The following is a 14062-nucleotide window of genomic DNA, read 5'->3' as shown; positions in this document are numbered from 1 at the left end:
CGGCAGTGGCGACCGTGACCGGCTTCACTGGCGGCGCACGCGCTGGCGGCGGCTTCATGTTCGTCAGCTTGAAGCCGCGCGGCGAGCGCCGGGACGGCGCCCAGGCCGTGATCGCGCGCCTGCGGCCGCAACTTGCTGTGGTGACCGGCGTGAGCCTGTTCCTGAACCCGGTGCAAGACTTGCGCATGGGCGGCCGCCAGAGCAACTCGACTTATCAATACACGCTCAAGAGCGACAACCTGGCCGACCTGCGGCGCGTGGCAGCACAACTGGCGCAACAAATGAAAACCAGCGACGAGGTGCTGACCGACGTCGACACCGACCAGCAAGACAATGGCGTGGAAACCTATGTCATGGTGGAACGCGACCGCGCCGCGCGACTTGGCATCACCTCGCGCGACGTCGACAATGCCTTGTACAACGCGTTCGGCCAGCGCCAGGTCGCCACGGTCTATGACGAACTGAACCAGTACCGGGTCGTGATGGGCGTGGATCCGGCTTTTGCGCGCAGCCCGGCGGCGCTCAATGAAGTATTCGTTCCGGTACGGGCCAATGCGGTAGCGGGCGCCACTGCCGTGCCAAAAGTTGCCAGCACGGCGACCGGTACCAGCGCCGGCGCCAGCACCACCGCCGCTGCCGGCACTGGCGCCACGGCCAATCCCGGCCTGCGCGACCCCTCGTCCGGACAGGCCGTCAATACCGCCGCCACCGTCATGGTGCCGCTGTCGACCATCGCCAGTTTTTCGCAGCGCGCCACCGCCAGCAGCATCAACCACCAGGATGCACAGATAGCGACCACGATCTCGTTCAACCTGGCCGAGGGCAAGAGCCTGTCGGACGCACAACAGGCGATACGCCAGGCAGAAGCGGCGATTGGCATGCCCACCAATGTCAGCGGCACGTTCCAGGGCACGGCGGCGGCTTTCCAGCAATCGCAAAGCCAGCAGTGGTTGCTGATCGGCGCGGCGCTGATCGTGATCTACATCGTTCTGGGCGTACTGTACGAAAGCATGATCCATCCGATCACGGTGCTGTCGACACTGCCGTCAGCCGGCGTCGGCGCGGTCATGGCGCTGCTGCTGTTCAAGATGGAGTTTTCCCTGATCGCCCTGATCGGCGTGTTCCTGCTGATTGGCATCGTCAAGAAAAACGCGATCCTGATCATTGATTTCGCACTGGAAGCCGAGCGCATGCGCGGCATGACGCCACGGCAAGCCGTGCGCGAAGCCTGCCTGCTGCGCTTCCGGCCGATCCTGATGACAACGCTGGCGGCCGGGCTCGGCGCGCTGCCGCTGGCGATCGGCTTTGGCGATGGCGCCGAACTGCGCCGCCCGCTGGGCGTGGCCATCATCGGCGGGCTGGTCGCCAGCCAGGTGCTGACCTTGCTGACAACGCCGGTCGTGTACCTGCTGCTGGACCGTTTCCGCAGCAGGCCCGACCAGCGCAAGCAAGCCAACGATGCAGAAACGCCCGCCGGTGCCACCGCACCGGCCTGACCTGGCACTGCCTTGCCTGACCGAATTCACTGCTGCGACGAAAATATGACAAAGACATCCACTGCAAGCGCGCCCAGGCGAAACCCGATCGCGATACTGCTGCTGCCGCTGGCCCTGGCCGCCTGCGCGGTCGGCCCGGACTACCAACGGCCGGCCATGCCGATTGAAGCGAGCGCGCAATTCAAGCAGGCCGGCGACTGGGTCACGGCGGCGCCGGCCGACGCCATCGAACGCGGCGCATGGTGGGAACTGTTTGGCGACCCGATGCTGAACGACCTGATGCCGCGGGTGGCGGTATCGAACCAGAACGTGGCCGCCGCCGCAGCCGCCTATGCGCAAGCGCGGGCCCTGGTTTCGCAGCAGCGCGCCGCGCAATTCCCGAGCGTCAACCTGTCCGGCCAGGGCAACCGCAACGCCAGCGATGCGACCTCGTCGGGCGGCACGGTCGTGCGCGGCGGCACCACGGTGCAAGTCAGCCTGGGCGCAAGTTGGGAACCGGATGTCTGGGGCCGCATCGGCCGCGCGGTCGAAGGCGCACGCGCCGGCGCTAGCGCCAGCGCAGCCGACCTGGCCACGGCCACGCTGTCGGCGCAGGGCGAGCTGGCGGCAAATTATTTCTCCTTGCGCGCGACCGACGCCCAGCGCGCACTACTGGCCGACGCCATCGTCGCCTATGAGCGGGTGCTCCAGATCACCCGCAACCGTTACGAGGCTGGGCTTGCGCCCAACAGCGACCTGCTGCAAGCGCAGACCCAACTGGCCAATTCGCGTGCCGAAGACCTGGGCCTGACCCGGCAACGCGCACAACTGGAGCACGCCATTGCGGTATTGACCGGCGTCGTGCCCGCGCAATTTGCGCTCGCGCCCCTGCCCAACTGGCAACCGGCGGTGCCAGCCGTACCGGTGGCCCTGCCCTCGGTATTGCTGCAGCGGCGGCCCGATATTGCGGCAGCGGAAAGACGCGTGGCACAAGCCAATGAACAGATCGGCATTGCGCAGGCTGCGTGGTATCCCAGCCTCGGCCTGACTGCATCCTATGGACTGGGCGCCAGCACGGTGGCGGAGCTGTTCAGCGCACCGACTGCAGCCTGGTCACTGGGCCTTTCCACGGTGCAGGCGATTTTCAATGCCGGCCTGACGCGCAGCCGGGTGGAAGCCGCGCGCGCCGGATGGGAACAGACCGTCGCGCGCTACCGGCAGACGGTACTCACCGCATTCCAGGGGGTGGAAGACCAGCTCGCCGCCACACGGGTGTTGAGCGGCCAACTCGAACAGCGGCGCGTTGCCTCCACCGCAGCCAGCCAGGCCGAGGTGCAGTTCATGAACCGGTATCGTGCCGGCCAGGCGGGATTCACTGAAGTGGTCAGCGCGCAGGTGGCTGCGCTGAATGCGCGGCGCGCAGTGATGCAGGCGCAAGCTGATCAACTGACCACCGCCGTGGCCCTGATCCAGGCCTTGGGTGGCGGCTGGAAAATGTAAATGAAAATGGCCGGCCTGCGAATGAACCGCAGGCCGGCCTGTCCTGACGCTTGCTTGTTGCCCGCTCGCGTCTTTTCAGTTCAGCTTATTGCTTGACCGCTTCCAGCGACAGGTCAATGCGCACTTCGTCACCGACATACGGTGCAAACTTGCCGGCGTTGAAATCCGAACGCTTGATGACCGTAAAGGCATTCGCGCCGATCGCATCTTTCTTCAACATCGGATGCGGCATCGCCTGGAATGAGGTCACCGTCAACACCACCGGTTTGGTCACGCCCTTGATTGTCAGGTTGCCTTCAATGCTGGCTGGCTTGTCGCCGGCAAACACGACCTTGGTGGACTTGAACGTCGCGGTCGGGAATTTTGCCGTATCGAGGAAATCTTCGCCCTGGATATGCTCGTTGAAGGTCGGATAGCCGGTATCGACCGACTTGGCGTTGATCACTATGTCGACCGAGCCGGTCTTGGCGGCAGCGTCGAACACCACTGTGCCCGTGGTCTGGTTGAAACGGCTGACCTGGGTTGAATAACCGAAGTGGCTGTATGAAAACCGTGGGTAGGTGTGCGTGCCGTCGACTGCATAGGTCGCCGGTGCCGCAAACGATGGGGCAGCCGCGGAAGCGGCCAGCAGGACGGCGGCGAAAAGCTTGGGGAAAGAGTGCATGGATAATCCTGTAAGTTGGTTAATGACTGGATGTCGCGCTACTGATTGAATCACTGATTGAATCGCTGGTTACTGTGCTGCTTTTTGATTGCTGTCTGATGACGGTTGACTATTGATGGCCGACGCTTACTGGCTGAGCGCAGCGACACGGAATTTGACCTGTATGTCATTGGCGACGATATCGAATTTCGACCACGCACCCTCGCCGATCGAAAAATCGCCACGACGAATCACGAATGCGCCATCGAATATCCCGCTCTTTCCTGCCGCCGTAAAAGTGGTGGGAAACACCAGGTCACGCGACTGGCCCTTGATGCTCAACTTGCCGGCCACTTCGTAGCGATTGTTTCCCAGTGCCTTGACGCTGGACGACACAAAGCGCGCAGTCGGGAATGCCTTGGTATTGAACCAGGCGCGTCCTGCCACTTCCTGGTCGGATTCAGCGCCCCCGGTGTCCACGCTGCCCAGCTCGATATCCATGCTGACCCGGCCACTGGCCGGGCGCGCCGGATCAAAGCTCAACTGCGGCGTGAATTTACGGAACTGGCCATCCATGGCCACTCCCATTTGCTTATAGGTGAAGCCGATATTGCTCTTGTCGAGCTGCACTTGACGATACTCGAGCGCAGATGCCACGTTGACAGACGCCAGCAGCAGCAACGCCAGGCTGATTCGTTTCAATCCCAATTCAATTCTCCTTGCTGTTTCGCGGCAGCATCCGTTGCAGGATGTTGTCGCGGTCAATGAAATGATGCTTGAGGGCGGCGCCGATATGCACCGCCAGCAAGCCCATGAACACCAGGTTCAGTACTTCATGCACTTGCGTGAGCAGCGCGCCGAGTTGCTTGTCGCGGCCCAGCAAATCCGGAATCGGCAATACGCCGAACCAGACCGTCTGGAAACCCTTGGCCGAACTCATCAGCCAGCCCGACAGCGGAATCGCCAGCATCAGCACATACAGCAGCGCATGGCCGGCATGAGCGGCAAACCTCTGTAGCGGCGACATGGCGAGCGGCAATGCCGGTGGCCGGTGGGCCAGCCGCCATGCCAGCCGCACCAGCACCAGCAGGAACAACGTCACCCCGCCCCACTTGTGCCAGGAAAACAGTTGCAGCTTGTCCGGCGACAAGGGCAGGTCCTGCATGTACAGGCCCAGCGCCAGCATGCCCAGGAACAACAAGCCCATGAACCAGTGCAGGGACTTGGCAACGCCGGTATAGCCGGACTCAGTGCTGTACACCACGGCAGCCGCCGCGTCGCGCCTCACGCCGCCCTCGCTTCGTCAGTACCGTCAGCATTGAATGCATAGGCGTCCATCGCCAGCACGTAGTCGTCGATGCCGGCGTGCAGGCGCTGGGCCTGCGCATGCTCGCCGCCGCCCGCGCCGAGCGCGACGAACAGCGGCATCAAATGCTCTTCGCTGGGATGCGCCCGCACGGCGCCGGGCGCCTGCTGGCGGTAGTCCAGCAGCGCCGGCACATCGTGCCCGGCAAGTCGTGCGGCGATCCACTCCGGGAAAGCATGCACGTAATCGGATGTGCCGCCGCCGCTGCGGGCGACCTGGTAGTCGCGCAGGTTGTGGGTGATGTTGCCCGACCCGATCACCAGGTATCCTTTCGCAGCCAGCGGCGCCAGGGCCTGCCCCAGGCGGTAATGGTGCGCCGGTCCGGCATTGTGCTGGACCGACAGCGGTATCACCGGCACATCGGCATCCGGGAACATCATGCGCAAGGGCACCCACGCGCCGTGGTCCAGGCCGCGCTGTGGATCGGTCGCCACTGGCAAGCCGGCCGCCGCTATCGCGTCCACCACGTCCTGCGCGGCCTCGCGGCAGCCGGTTGCCGGATAGCGGATGGCATACAGCTCGTCCGGGAATCCGCCAAAGTCATGGATCGTCTCCGGCCGCTCAGCCAGGCCGACCACCGGGCTTTCGGTTTCCCAGTGCGGGCTGACAATGATGATGGCGCGCGGCAAAGGCAATGCGCCAGCGGTACGGGCCAGCGCCGCGCCGGCCGCGCCGGGGCGCAGTGCAAAAGTCGGCGCGCCGTGCGGTACGAACAGCGAGCTGGTCTGGGCAGGGTGACGTGCAGTGTTTTCCATGGGCAGACTTTAATCCGGCAGCTTGATGCGATCTAGGCCACAATCTGCAATTGATTGTTGCATTCGGAGGAACAATGGACAGATTCTCGGCAATGCGCCTGTTCGTACGAGTGGCGGAATTGGGCAGTTTTTCAGGGGTGGCATTGCAGATGGGCGTGGCGCGCTCGGTGGTGACGCGCCAGGTCGCCGCGCTGGAAGCACACCTGGGCACCAAGCTGATCGCGCGCAGCACGCGCAGCCTGGCGCTGACCTCGGCCGGCACCACCTACCTGGAAAAATGCCGGGTGATCCTGAACCTGGTGGAATCGGCCGAGACCGACATCGCCCACGAGCGCATGACGCCGCGCGGCAACCTGCGCATCAGCCTGCCGCTCAGTTTCGGCATCAAGCGCATCGCGCCGCTGCTGCTGCGCTTTGCCGAACGCTATCCCGAAGTCGGGCTGGACATGGATTACTCGGACCGGCGGGTCAGCCTGATCGAGGAAGGATTCGACCTGTCGATCCGCATCACCCGCAGCCTTGCCGCCAATGAAGTCGCGCGCAAGCTCGGCAGCGCGCGGCTGATGGTGGTGGCGGCGCCCGACTACCTGTCGCGCCACGGCCGCCCGCGTCACCCGACCGACTTGCTGAACCATGAATGCCTGGGCTACACCATAGGCGGCGCCAATGCGCCGTGGCCATTCATCATCGACGGCCATGTGCAATCGGTGGCGGTGCGCAGCCGCCTGAACGGCAATAACGGCGAGGTGCTGGTGGAAGCGGCAGCGCAGGGCCTGGGGATTACCTGCCAGCCGGATTTCATCATCGGCGGCGCGGTGGAAAGCGGCCGGCTGGAAGAAATCCTGGCTGACTTCCCGATACCGGAGCTGGGGATTTATGCGATGTTGCCGGGCAACCGCCACATTCCGCACCGGGTGCGGGTGCTGATGGATGAATTGCAGGACAAGCTTGGAGTGTGAAACAAGGAACGCCCGCGCCAATGCGCAACGCGCCGCTGCCTACTGCTCGGAAAACAGGTAACCAGCGCCGCGCACGGTACGCACATAGCCTTCTGCCGCGCCGAGCGCCTTGCGCAGTCGCAGCACATGGACATCGACCGTCCTCAGTTCGACATTGACGTCGCTGCCCCAGACGCGGTCGAGCAGGTCGCCGCGTGACAGAACGCGGTTGGGATGGGTAATGAAATAGCGCAGCAACTTGTACTCTGCATGGGTCATCGTGGCGCGCACACCGGCCACATGCACTGCATGGCTGGCCGGATCCAGTGTCACGATGCCGGCGCTCACCAGCTTTTCATCATGCTCCGGCGCACGCCGGCGCAATTGCGCCCGCACGCGCGAGACCAGCTCGCGCGGAGAAAACGGTTTGGTCATGTAATCGTCGGCGCCATTGTCCAGGCCGGCGACCTTGTCCTCTTCCATGCTGCGCGCAGTCAGCATGATGACCGGCAGCGCACGGAAATGCGGGTCGCCGCGCATCCGGTGCAGCAAACGCAGACCGCTCTGGTCGGGCAGCATCCAGTCGAGCAATACCAGGTCCGGTATCGATTCCTGCAATGCCTGCCAGCCTTCTGCCGTCGACCCCGATACGCGCACATCCCAGCCGTTGCCGCGCAGCGTATAGGCGATCAGCTCGGCGATCGGCGGCTCGTCTTCTACTACCAGTATTGCCGGTCCGTCGTTAGCCATGGATCAGCTCAGTGCATCCTTGGGCGCGGGCGGCTGGTGGCGGATATCCTTGCCCTCGACCACGTAGATCACGTATTCGGCGATGTTCTTTGCATGGTCGCCTATGCGCTCGATTGCCTTGGCCACCCACAGGGTGTCGAGCATGGCCGAGATCGTGCGCGGGTCTTCCATCATGAAGGTGATGCCGTTGCGCAGGATCGAGCGGAATTCATGGTCGATCAGTTCATCCTGGGCGATCAGTTCGCGCGCCTGCGAACCGTCCAGCCGCGCAAAGGCGTCCAGCGAATCGTGCAACATGGCCATTGCCTGCGTCGAGATCACGCGTACCGTATCGTAATGATTGAACGAGGGAAAACCGCGCTGCGACACCGTCTTGGAAACGCGTGCGATCTTGGTCGATTCGTCGCCGATCCGCTCCAGGTCGGCGACCACCTTGATGGTCGCCATGACCAGCCGCAAATCGACCGCCGCCGGTTGCCGCTTGACGATCAGGTGGCTGCAGGCATCGTCGAGGACGATCTCCATCCGGTTCACGGCTTCATCGCCGGCCATCACCGCATCGGCGCGCGGTATGTCGCCGCTGCGAAAGCAATCCATCGCCTCGCGGAACTGGCTCTCTACCAGGCCGCCCATGGCAAACACCTTGGAGCGGATCGCTTCAAGGTCCATTTCATATTGGCGGGACGAGTGTTCTGCGGGCATGGGTCAATCTCCTTGATTGCGGCAAATGGCGCTGGCTATATCCGGCTGTCGGGTTGCGCGTGATCAGCCGAAGCGGCCGGTAATGTAGTCCTGGGTTTCTTTCTTGGCCGGATTCAGGAATATCTTGTCTGTCTCGCCAAATTCAACCATCTCGCCCAGGTACATGTAGGCGGTGTAATCCGAACAGCGCGCCGCCTGCTGCATGTTGTGCGTGACGATCGCGATCGTGTAATCCTCTTTCAGCTCGGCGATCAGCTCTTCGATGCGAGTGGTCGAAATCGGATCGAGGGCGGAAGTGGGCTCGTCAAGCAGCATCACATCGGGCTTGACGGCAACGCCGCGGGCGATGCACAAGCGCTGTTGCTGGCCGCCCGACAAGGACAGGCCGCTCTTGTTGAGCTTGTCCTTGACCTCGTTCCACAGTGCCGCTTTTTTCAGCGCCCATTCGACCCGCTCATCCATCTCGCCACGCGGCAGGTTTTCATACAGGCGCACACCGAAGGCAATATTGTCGTACACCGACATCGGGAACGGCGTCGGCTTCTGGAACACCATGCCGATCTTGGCGCGCAACATGTTGACGTCCTGCTGGCGGTCCAGGATATTGCGGCCGCGGTAAATGATGCTGCCTTCGGCGCGCTGGCCCGGATACAGCTCGTACATCCGGTTCAGGGTGCGCAGCAATGTCGATTTTCCACATCCGGACGGGCCGATGAAGGCCGTCACTTTCTTTTCGTAGATGTCGAGATTGATGTTCTTCAACCCCTGGAAGCTGCCGTACCAGAAGTCCAGGCCGGAAATCGCTATCGTGCTGCGCAGCGCCGGCTCGGCCTGCGCCATGTCCTGGGCTGGCGCTGCCATTGGCCGGTTCATCATGCTCGTGTCGTTCATTGTTTCCATCTTGTTGTCAGCCCTGTTTGGTCTGTTTGAACAGCGTGCGTGAAAGTATATTCAGGCCCAGTACGCTAAACGTTATCAGCAGCGCGCCGCCCCAGGCCAGCGAGCGCCAGTTCTCGTACGGACTCATTGCGAACTGGTATATCACCACCGGCAGGTTGGCCATCGGCGCATTCATGTCGGCGCTGAAGAACTGGTTGTTCAGCGCCGTGAACAATAGCGGCGCGGTCTCGCCGGAAATCCGCGCCACGGCCAGCAGCACGCCGGTGATCACGCCGGCCCTGACTGCCCGCAGCCGCACCATGATCGCCACTTTCCAGCGCGGTGCGCCGAGCGCAAACGCCGCCTCGCGCAGGCTGGCCGGCACCAGGTTGAGCATATTGTCGGTGGTGCGCACGATCACCGGTACCGCAATCAGCGAGATCGCCAGGCTGCCGGCCCAGCCGGAAAAATGCTTGACGTTGGCGACATACAGCGCATACACGAACAGCCCGATCACGATCGAGGGCGCCGACAGCATGATGTCGGTGACGAAGCGTGTGACTTGCCCGAGGATGCTCTTGTCGCCGTATTCGGCCAGGTAGATCCCGGCCAGTATTCCGATCGGCGTGCTGACTGCGGTACCAAGGCCCACCATCAGCAAACTGCCGAAGATGGCATTGATCAGTCCACCGCCGTCGTTGCCCGGCGCCGGCGTCGACTCGGTGAACATGGCAATACTGATCGAACCGAAGCCCTTCAACAGCAACACGCCCAGGATCCAGGTCAGGAACACGATCCCGACCGCCATCGCCAGCACGCACAAGGCAATGCCGATGCGGTGCGATGTCATCCGCCTGCGATACACAGGATTGTGCGCAGCGGCCACCATTTCGGCAGCCTGGTCGGCGGTATTCATGTCCGGGCTCCTTCACGGCGATGCAGGCCGGCCAGCATCATCTTGGCAACCGCCAGTACGACAAACGTGATCGCAAACAGGATCAGCCCAAGCGCAAACAGCGACGACTGGTGCAGCACCGACTCCGCCTCTGCAAACTCGTTTGCCAGCGTCGAGGCAATGCTGTTGCCCGGTGCGAACAGGGACCACGAAAGATTGTGCGCATTACCGATCACGAAGGTGACTGCCATGGTTTCTCCCAGTGCGCGGCCCAGGCCGAGCATGACGCCGCCGACCACGCCGGTCTTGGTATAAGGCAAGACGATCTTGCGCACCACTTCCCAGCGCGTACAGCCCAGGCCGTAGGCCGATTCCTTCAACACCGCCGGCACCACTTCAAACACGTCGCGCATCACGGAGGCGATGAACGGCAGGATCATCACGGCCAGGATCAAACCGGCAGTCAGGATGCCGATGCCCATCATGGGTCCGGTAAACAACTGGCCCAGCACCGGCACATGGCCCAGCGTGTTGGCCAGCAGCGGCTGCACCCAGTCCGAAAAGAACGGCGCGAATACGAACAAGCCCCACATGCCATAAATGATGCTGGGCACGCCGGCCAGCAGTTCGACCGCGGTGCCCATTGGCCGGCGCAACCAGGCCGGGCAGATTTCAGTCAGGAATACGGCAATCCCGAAGCTGATCGGAAACGCTACGGCCAAGGCGATGACCGACGTCACGACCGTGCCGAAAATGGCGATCAGGCCGCCGTACTTGTCATTGACCGGGTCCCATTCGATGTCGGTAATGAATCCCGGCCCGAATTCGCGCCATGCCGGAATCGATCCGATCACCAGCGAGACGATGATCCCCGCCAACACCAGCAATACGCTGAGTGCAAAAAACAAGGTGACCTTGTGGAACACGAAGTCCTGCATGCGCTGCGACCGCATGGTCGCTACCATGGCCTGGTCGGCGGCCTGCTGGGCCGCACTTTCGTCTGCAATGCTGGCCAGGGATTGCGATTTCATCGGCGGCGCTCCGAGGGTTGACGGGTACTGTGCGCTCATTTTGCCTGATCCCTTTGAAAAAAGGGCCGCTTGCGCGGCCCGGTCATGCTTGCTGCCAGGTTTCCCGTTGAACGACGCCGGGTTTTAGCGCAGGGCCTTGCCGGCGCCATCCTTCAACTGCGCCTTCCAGGCATCCTGCACCACTTTGACTACTGGAGCCGGCATCGGCACATATTCCAGTTCGGTCGCCATGGCTCCACCGTTGGCGTAGGACCACTCGAAGAACTTCAGCACTTCAACCGCGATTTCCGGCTTGGCCTGCACCTTGTGCATCAGGATGAATGAAGCACCGGTGATGGGCCAGCTGGCCTTGCCCGCCTGGTTGGTCAGCACGATATTGAAGCCAGGCGTCTTGGCCCAGTCGGCACCGGCAGCAGCGGCCTTGAAGCTGTCGTCGTCAGGCTGCACGAACTGGCCGTCGCGGTTCTGCAACTGGGCATGCGGGATCTTGTTTCGTTTGGCATAGGCGTATTCGACATAACCGATCGAACCCTTGATCCGCTGCACGTTCGCAGCCACGCCCTCATTACCCTTGCCGCCCACACCGGTTGGCCATTTCACGGCCGTGCCAGAGCCGACGACGGTCTTGAAGTCGGGGCTTACCTTGGACAGATAGTCGGTGAACAGGAATGTCGTTCCCGAACCGTCGGAACGCTGGACCACGGTGATATCTGCATTGGGCAGATTCACGCCCTTGTTCAGCGCAGCGATTTCCGGCGCCGACCATTTCTTGATCTTGCCCATGTAGATATCGGCAAGCACCGGGCCGGTCAGTTTGAGTTCGCCAGGCTTGATGCCTTCGATATTCAGGACCGGCACCACGCCGCCCATGACGGCCGGAAACTGCATCAGGCCTTCTTTCTCCAGTTCTTCAGCAGACAAAGGCATGTCGGATGCGCCGAAATCGACGGTCTTTGACTTGATCTGCTTGATGCCGCCGCCCGATCCGATAGACTGGTAGTTCAGGCTGGTATTGGTTGATTTCTTGTACGCCTCTGCCCATTTTGCATAGATCGGGTAGGGGAACGTTGCACCGGCGCCGGTGATGTTGGCGGCGAAGGCGGATCCACCGAAGCTGGCCAGGCCGGCTGTGACGGCGGCGGCTACTGCGATGGACTTGATGATTTTGCGTAATTTCATGGAAACTCCCGTTGGTGTCATTTCAACTGAACCGGACTATATCGCTGGAATGTGACGGCTTTATGACGTGCACCGCAAGTCATGCAAATGCGATCGGAAAAAATGCCGCGCGATCGAGATGCAAAAAAGGCAACGAAGTGGTCACGAAGCTGTCACAAGCTGCCTTTAAGCTGGCGCGGGACCCATCCACGATTGCACCCGATGAAAAAAAGCAAGAACGAAAGCGCCAGCCCGACCAGTAAAAAGCCGGCTCACAATGCCGTGCCGAAAAAGCACGGCGGCATCTACCTGAACCGGGAACTGTCCCAACTGCGCTTTAACCGGCGCGTGCTGGCGCAAGCCGAGGATACGACGATTCCGCTGCTGGAGCGACTGCGCTACCTGTGCATTGTCAGCAGCAACCTGGACGAGTTTTTCGAGGTGCGCATCGCCAGCCTTCTAGCACAGCGCCAGATGGACGGCCAGCAAATGAATCCGGATGCACTGCGCGCGACCTTCGAGCGCGCCGCCACGGAATGCCACGACATCGTCGAGCGCCAATACGCGATCCTGAATCGTGAAATCCTGCCGCAGTTGGCCGCGCGCGGCGTGCGCCTGTTGCGCAACCAGGATCGCAGCGCCGAGCAACGCGCCTGGGTAAAAGAATATTTCGAACGTGAAGTGCGGCCATTATTGACGCCGATAGGCCTGGATCCGGCGCATCCGTTCCCGCAGGTCGTCAACAAGAGCCTTAATTTCATCATCGCCTTATCCGGAAAAGATGCGTTCGGCAGGGGCACCTCGATTGCCATCCTGAAAGCCCCGCGGGTCTTGCCGCGGGTCATCCGGCTGCCGGACCACCTGTCACGCAATGGCAAATCGTTCTGTCTGCTTTCATCCGTGATCCATGCGCACGTCGGCGACCTGTTCCCGGGGCGCGAGGTGCTGGACTATTCGCAATTCCGCGTCACCCGCAACAGCGACCTGTGGGTGGATGAAGAGGAAGTCAAGAACCTGCGGCAAGCTTTGCAAAGCGAGCTGCAGAGCCGTCCGTTCGGCCTGGCGGTGCGGCTGGAAGTGGCAAAAAATTGTCCTGCGCAATTGTCCGAGTTCTTGCTGGAGCAATTCGGCATCGATCGCAGCCGGCTGTTCGAAGTGGACGGGCCGGTCAATATGGTGCGGCTCAATGAACTGATCGATCACGGCGCTCCCAACCTGCGCTTTCCCTCTTTTGCGCCGGGCTTTCCGGACGGCGTCGGGCAAAGCGACTTCTTCCTGGCGCTGCAAAAAAAAGACATCCTGCTGCATCATCCGTTCCAGTCATTCCAGCCGGTGCTCGACTTCATCCGCAGCGCCGCCGCCGATCCGGCGGTGGTCGCCATCAAGCAGACCATCTACCGTACCGGCCTGAATTCGGACCTGATGGAGTCGCTGATCGCGGCCGCCGTCAGCGGCAAGGAAGTCACCGTCGTGCTGGAGCTGATGGCCCGTTTCGATGAAGAGACCAACATCAACTGGGCCAACCGCCTGGAACGGGTCGGTGCGCAAGTCGTCTACGGTGTGGTGGGGCTCAAGACCCACGCAAAACTTTCGCTGGTGATCCGGCGCGAGGAAAGCGGCCTGCGCCATTACGCCCATTTGGGCACCGGCAACTACCATCCGATCACGACCCGTCTTTACACGGATTTCGGCCTCCTGACCGCCAACCCGCAGGTCGCTGCCGATGTCAACGAAGTGTTCATGCACCTGACCAGCCTGACCAAACCGCAAAAGCTGCACCACCTGTGGCTGGCGCCGTTTTCGCTGCAGAAAAACCTGGTACATGCGATCCGCCACGAGGCTGCGATTGCGCGCGCCGGCCGCCCGGGCCGCATCATTGCCAAGATGAATGCGCTGCTGGACGAATCCGTAATCCGGGCGCTGTACGGCGCTTCGCAGGATGGCGTCAAGATCGACCTGATCGTGCGCGG

14 protein-coding genes are annotated in these 14062 nt (G+C 62.2%); 4 read left to right on the top strand and 10 right to left on the bottom strand.

Translation table 11 applies throughout. The features are described from left to right. Both Q7T64_RS05700 and Q7T64_RS05695 read left to right on the top strand, forming a co-directional pair. On the top strand, positions 1–1496 hold a 1496-nt coding region (locus tag Q7T64_RS05700), incomplete at its 5' end, for an efflux RND transporter permease subunit (RefSeq protein ID WP_304792608.1). Positions 1497–1541: 45 nt separating this feature from the next. Further along, positions 1542–2975, top strand: a complete 1434-nt coding sequence (locus tag Q7T64_RS05695) for an efflux transporter outer membrane subunit (RefSeq protein WP_304792604.1) — start codon at positions 1542–1544, stop codon at positions 2973–2975. A gap of 85 nt (positions 2976–3060) precedes the next feature. Here Q7T64_RS05695 and Q7T64_RS05690 read toward each other — a convergent pair whose 3' ends face one another. From Q7T64_RS05690 to Q7T64_RS05675, 4 genes are all read right to left on the bottom strand, one after another. Then, on the bottom strand, positions 3061–3639 hold the full coding sequence (locus Q7T64_RS05690) for a YceI family protein (protein ID WP_304792601.1): 579 nt from the start codon (positions 3637–3639) through the stop codon (positions 3061–3063). A gap of 126 nt (positions 3640–3765) precedes the next feature. Continuing rightward, positions 3766–4326, bottom strand: a complete 561-nt coding sequence (locus tag Q7T64_RS05685) for a YceI family protein (protein WP_304792598.1) — start codon at positions 4324–4326, stop codon at positions 3766–3768. Position 4327: 1 nt separating this feature from the next. Beyond that, positions 4328–4906 carry a cytochrome b gene (locus tag Q7T64_RS05680; protein WP_304792595.1) on the bottom strand — a complete coding sequence of 193 codons (579 nt, stop codon included), beginning with the start codon at positions 4904–4906 and terminating at the stop codon, positions 4328–4330. Continuing rightward, on the bottom strand, positions 4903–5739 hold the full coding sequence (locus Q7T64_RS05675; RefSeq protein WP_304792592.1) for a class III extradiol ring-cleavage dioxygenase: 837 nt from the start codon (positions 5737–5739) through the stop codon (positions 4903–4905). Before Q7T64_RS05675 ends, Q7T64_RS05680 begins: the two co-directional genes overlap by 4 nt. 74 nt (positions 5740–5813) lie before the next feature. On the opposite strand from Q7T64_RS05675, the gene Q7T64_RS05670 reads away from it, so the two are divergent. Further along, positions 5814–6698: a LysR family transcriptional regulator gene (locus Q7T64_RS05670; protein WP_304792589.1), complete on the top strand. Its 885-nt coding sequence runs from the start codon at positions 5814–5816 to the stop codon at positions 6696–6698. Between the two features lie 39 nt (positions 6699–6737). Here the strand turns inward: Q7T64_RS05670 and Q7T64_RS05665 are convergent, their stop codons facing one another. The 6 genes from Q7T64_RS05665 to pstS all read right to left on the bottom strand — a co-directional run bounded on the left by Q7T64_RS05665 (position 6738) and on the right by pstS (position 12113). Next, complete coding sequence (locus Q7T64_RS05665; RefSeq protein ID WP_304792586.1) at positions 6738–7427, bottom strand: response regulator; 690 nt, start codon at positions 7425–7427, stop codon at positions 6738–6740. A gap of 3 nt (positions 7428–7430) precedes the next feature. Next, positions 7431–8129, bottom strand: a complete 699-nt coding sequence (gene phoU / locus Q7T64_RS05660) for a phosphate signaling complex protein PhoU (RefSeq protein WP_304792582.1) — start codon at positions 8127–8129, stop codon at positions 7431–7433. 63 nt (positions 8130–8192) lie between these two features. Beyond that, on the bottom strand, positions 8193–8969 hold the full coding sequence (gene pstB, locus Q7T64_RS05655; RefSeq protein WP_370653261.1) for a phosphate ABC transporter ATP-binding protein PstB: 777 nt from the start codon (positions 8967–8969) through the stop codon (positions 8193–8195). A 67-nt stretch (positions 8970–9036) separates the two neighbouring features. Further along, on the bottom strand, positions 9037–9924 hold the full coding sequence (gene pstA / locus Q7T64_RS05650; RefSeq protein ID WP_304792579.1) for a phosphate ABC transporter permease PstA: 888 nt from the start codon (positions 9922–9924) through the stop codon (positions 9037–9039). Continuing rightward, a complete protein-coding gene (pstC, locus tag Q7T64_RS05645; RefSeq protein ID WP_370653260.1) occupies positions 9921–10868 on the bottom strand; it encodes a phosphate ABC transporter permease subunit PstC in 948 nt (315 codons plus the stop codon). The genes pstA and pstC overlap by 4 nt, the downstream gene beginning before the upstream one ends. Before the next feature lie 189 nt (positions 10869–11057). Then, the gene (pstS, locus tag Q7T64_RS05640; RefSeq protein WP_304792572.1) at positions 11058–12113 is read right to left on the bottom strand and encodes a phosphate ABC transporter substrate-binding protein PstS; all 1056 of its coding nucleotides are present in this window, start codon (positions 12111–12113) and stop codon (positions 11058–11060) included. A gap of 201 nt (positions 12114–12314) precedes the next feature. Between pstS and ppk1 the strand changes: the two genes are divergently transcribed. After that, on the top strand, positions 12315–14062 hold a 1748-nt coding region (gene ppk1, locus Q7T64_RS05635; RefSeq protein ID WP_304792568.1), incomplete at its 3' end, for a polyphosphate kinase 1.

The sequence above is a fragment of the Lacisediminimonas sp. genome (assembly GCF_030645335.1).
Taxonomy (GTDB): Bacteria; Pseudomonadota; Gammaproteobacteria; order Burkholderiales; family Burkholderiaceae_D; genus Lacisediminimonas.
Note: the sequence above shows the minus strand (reverse complement) of the source record. Positions and strands in the feature narration are given on the sequence as shown.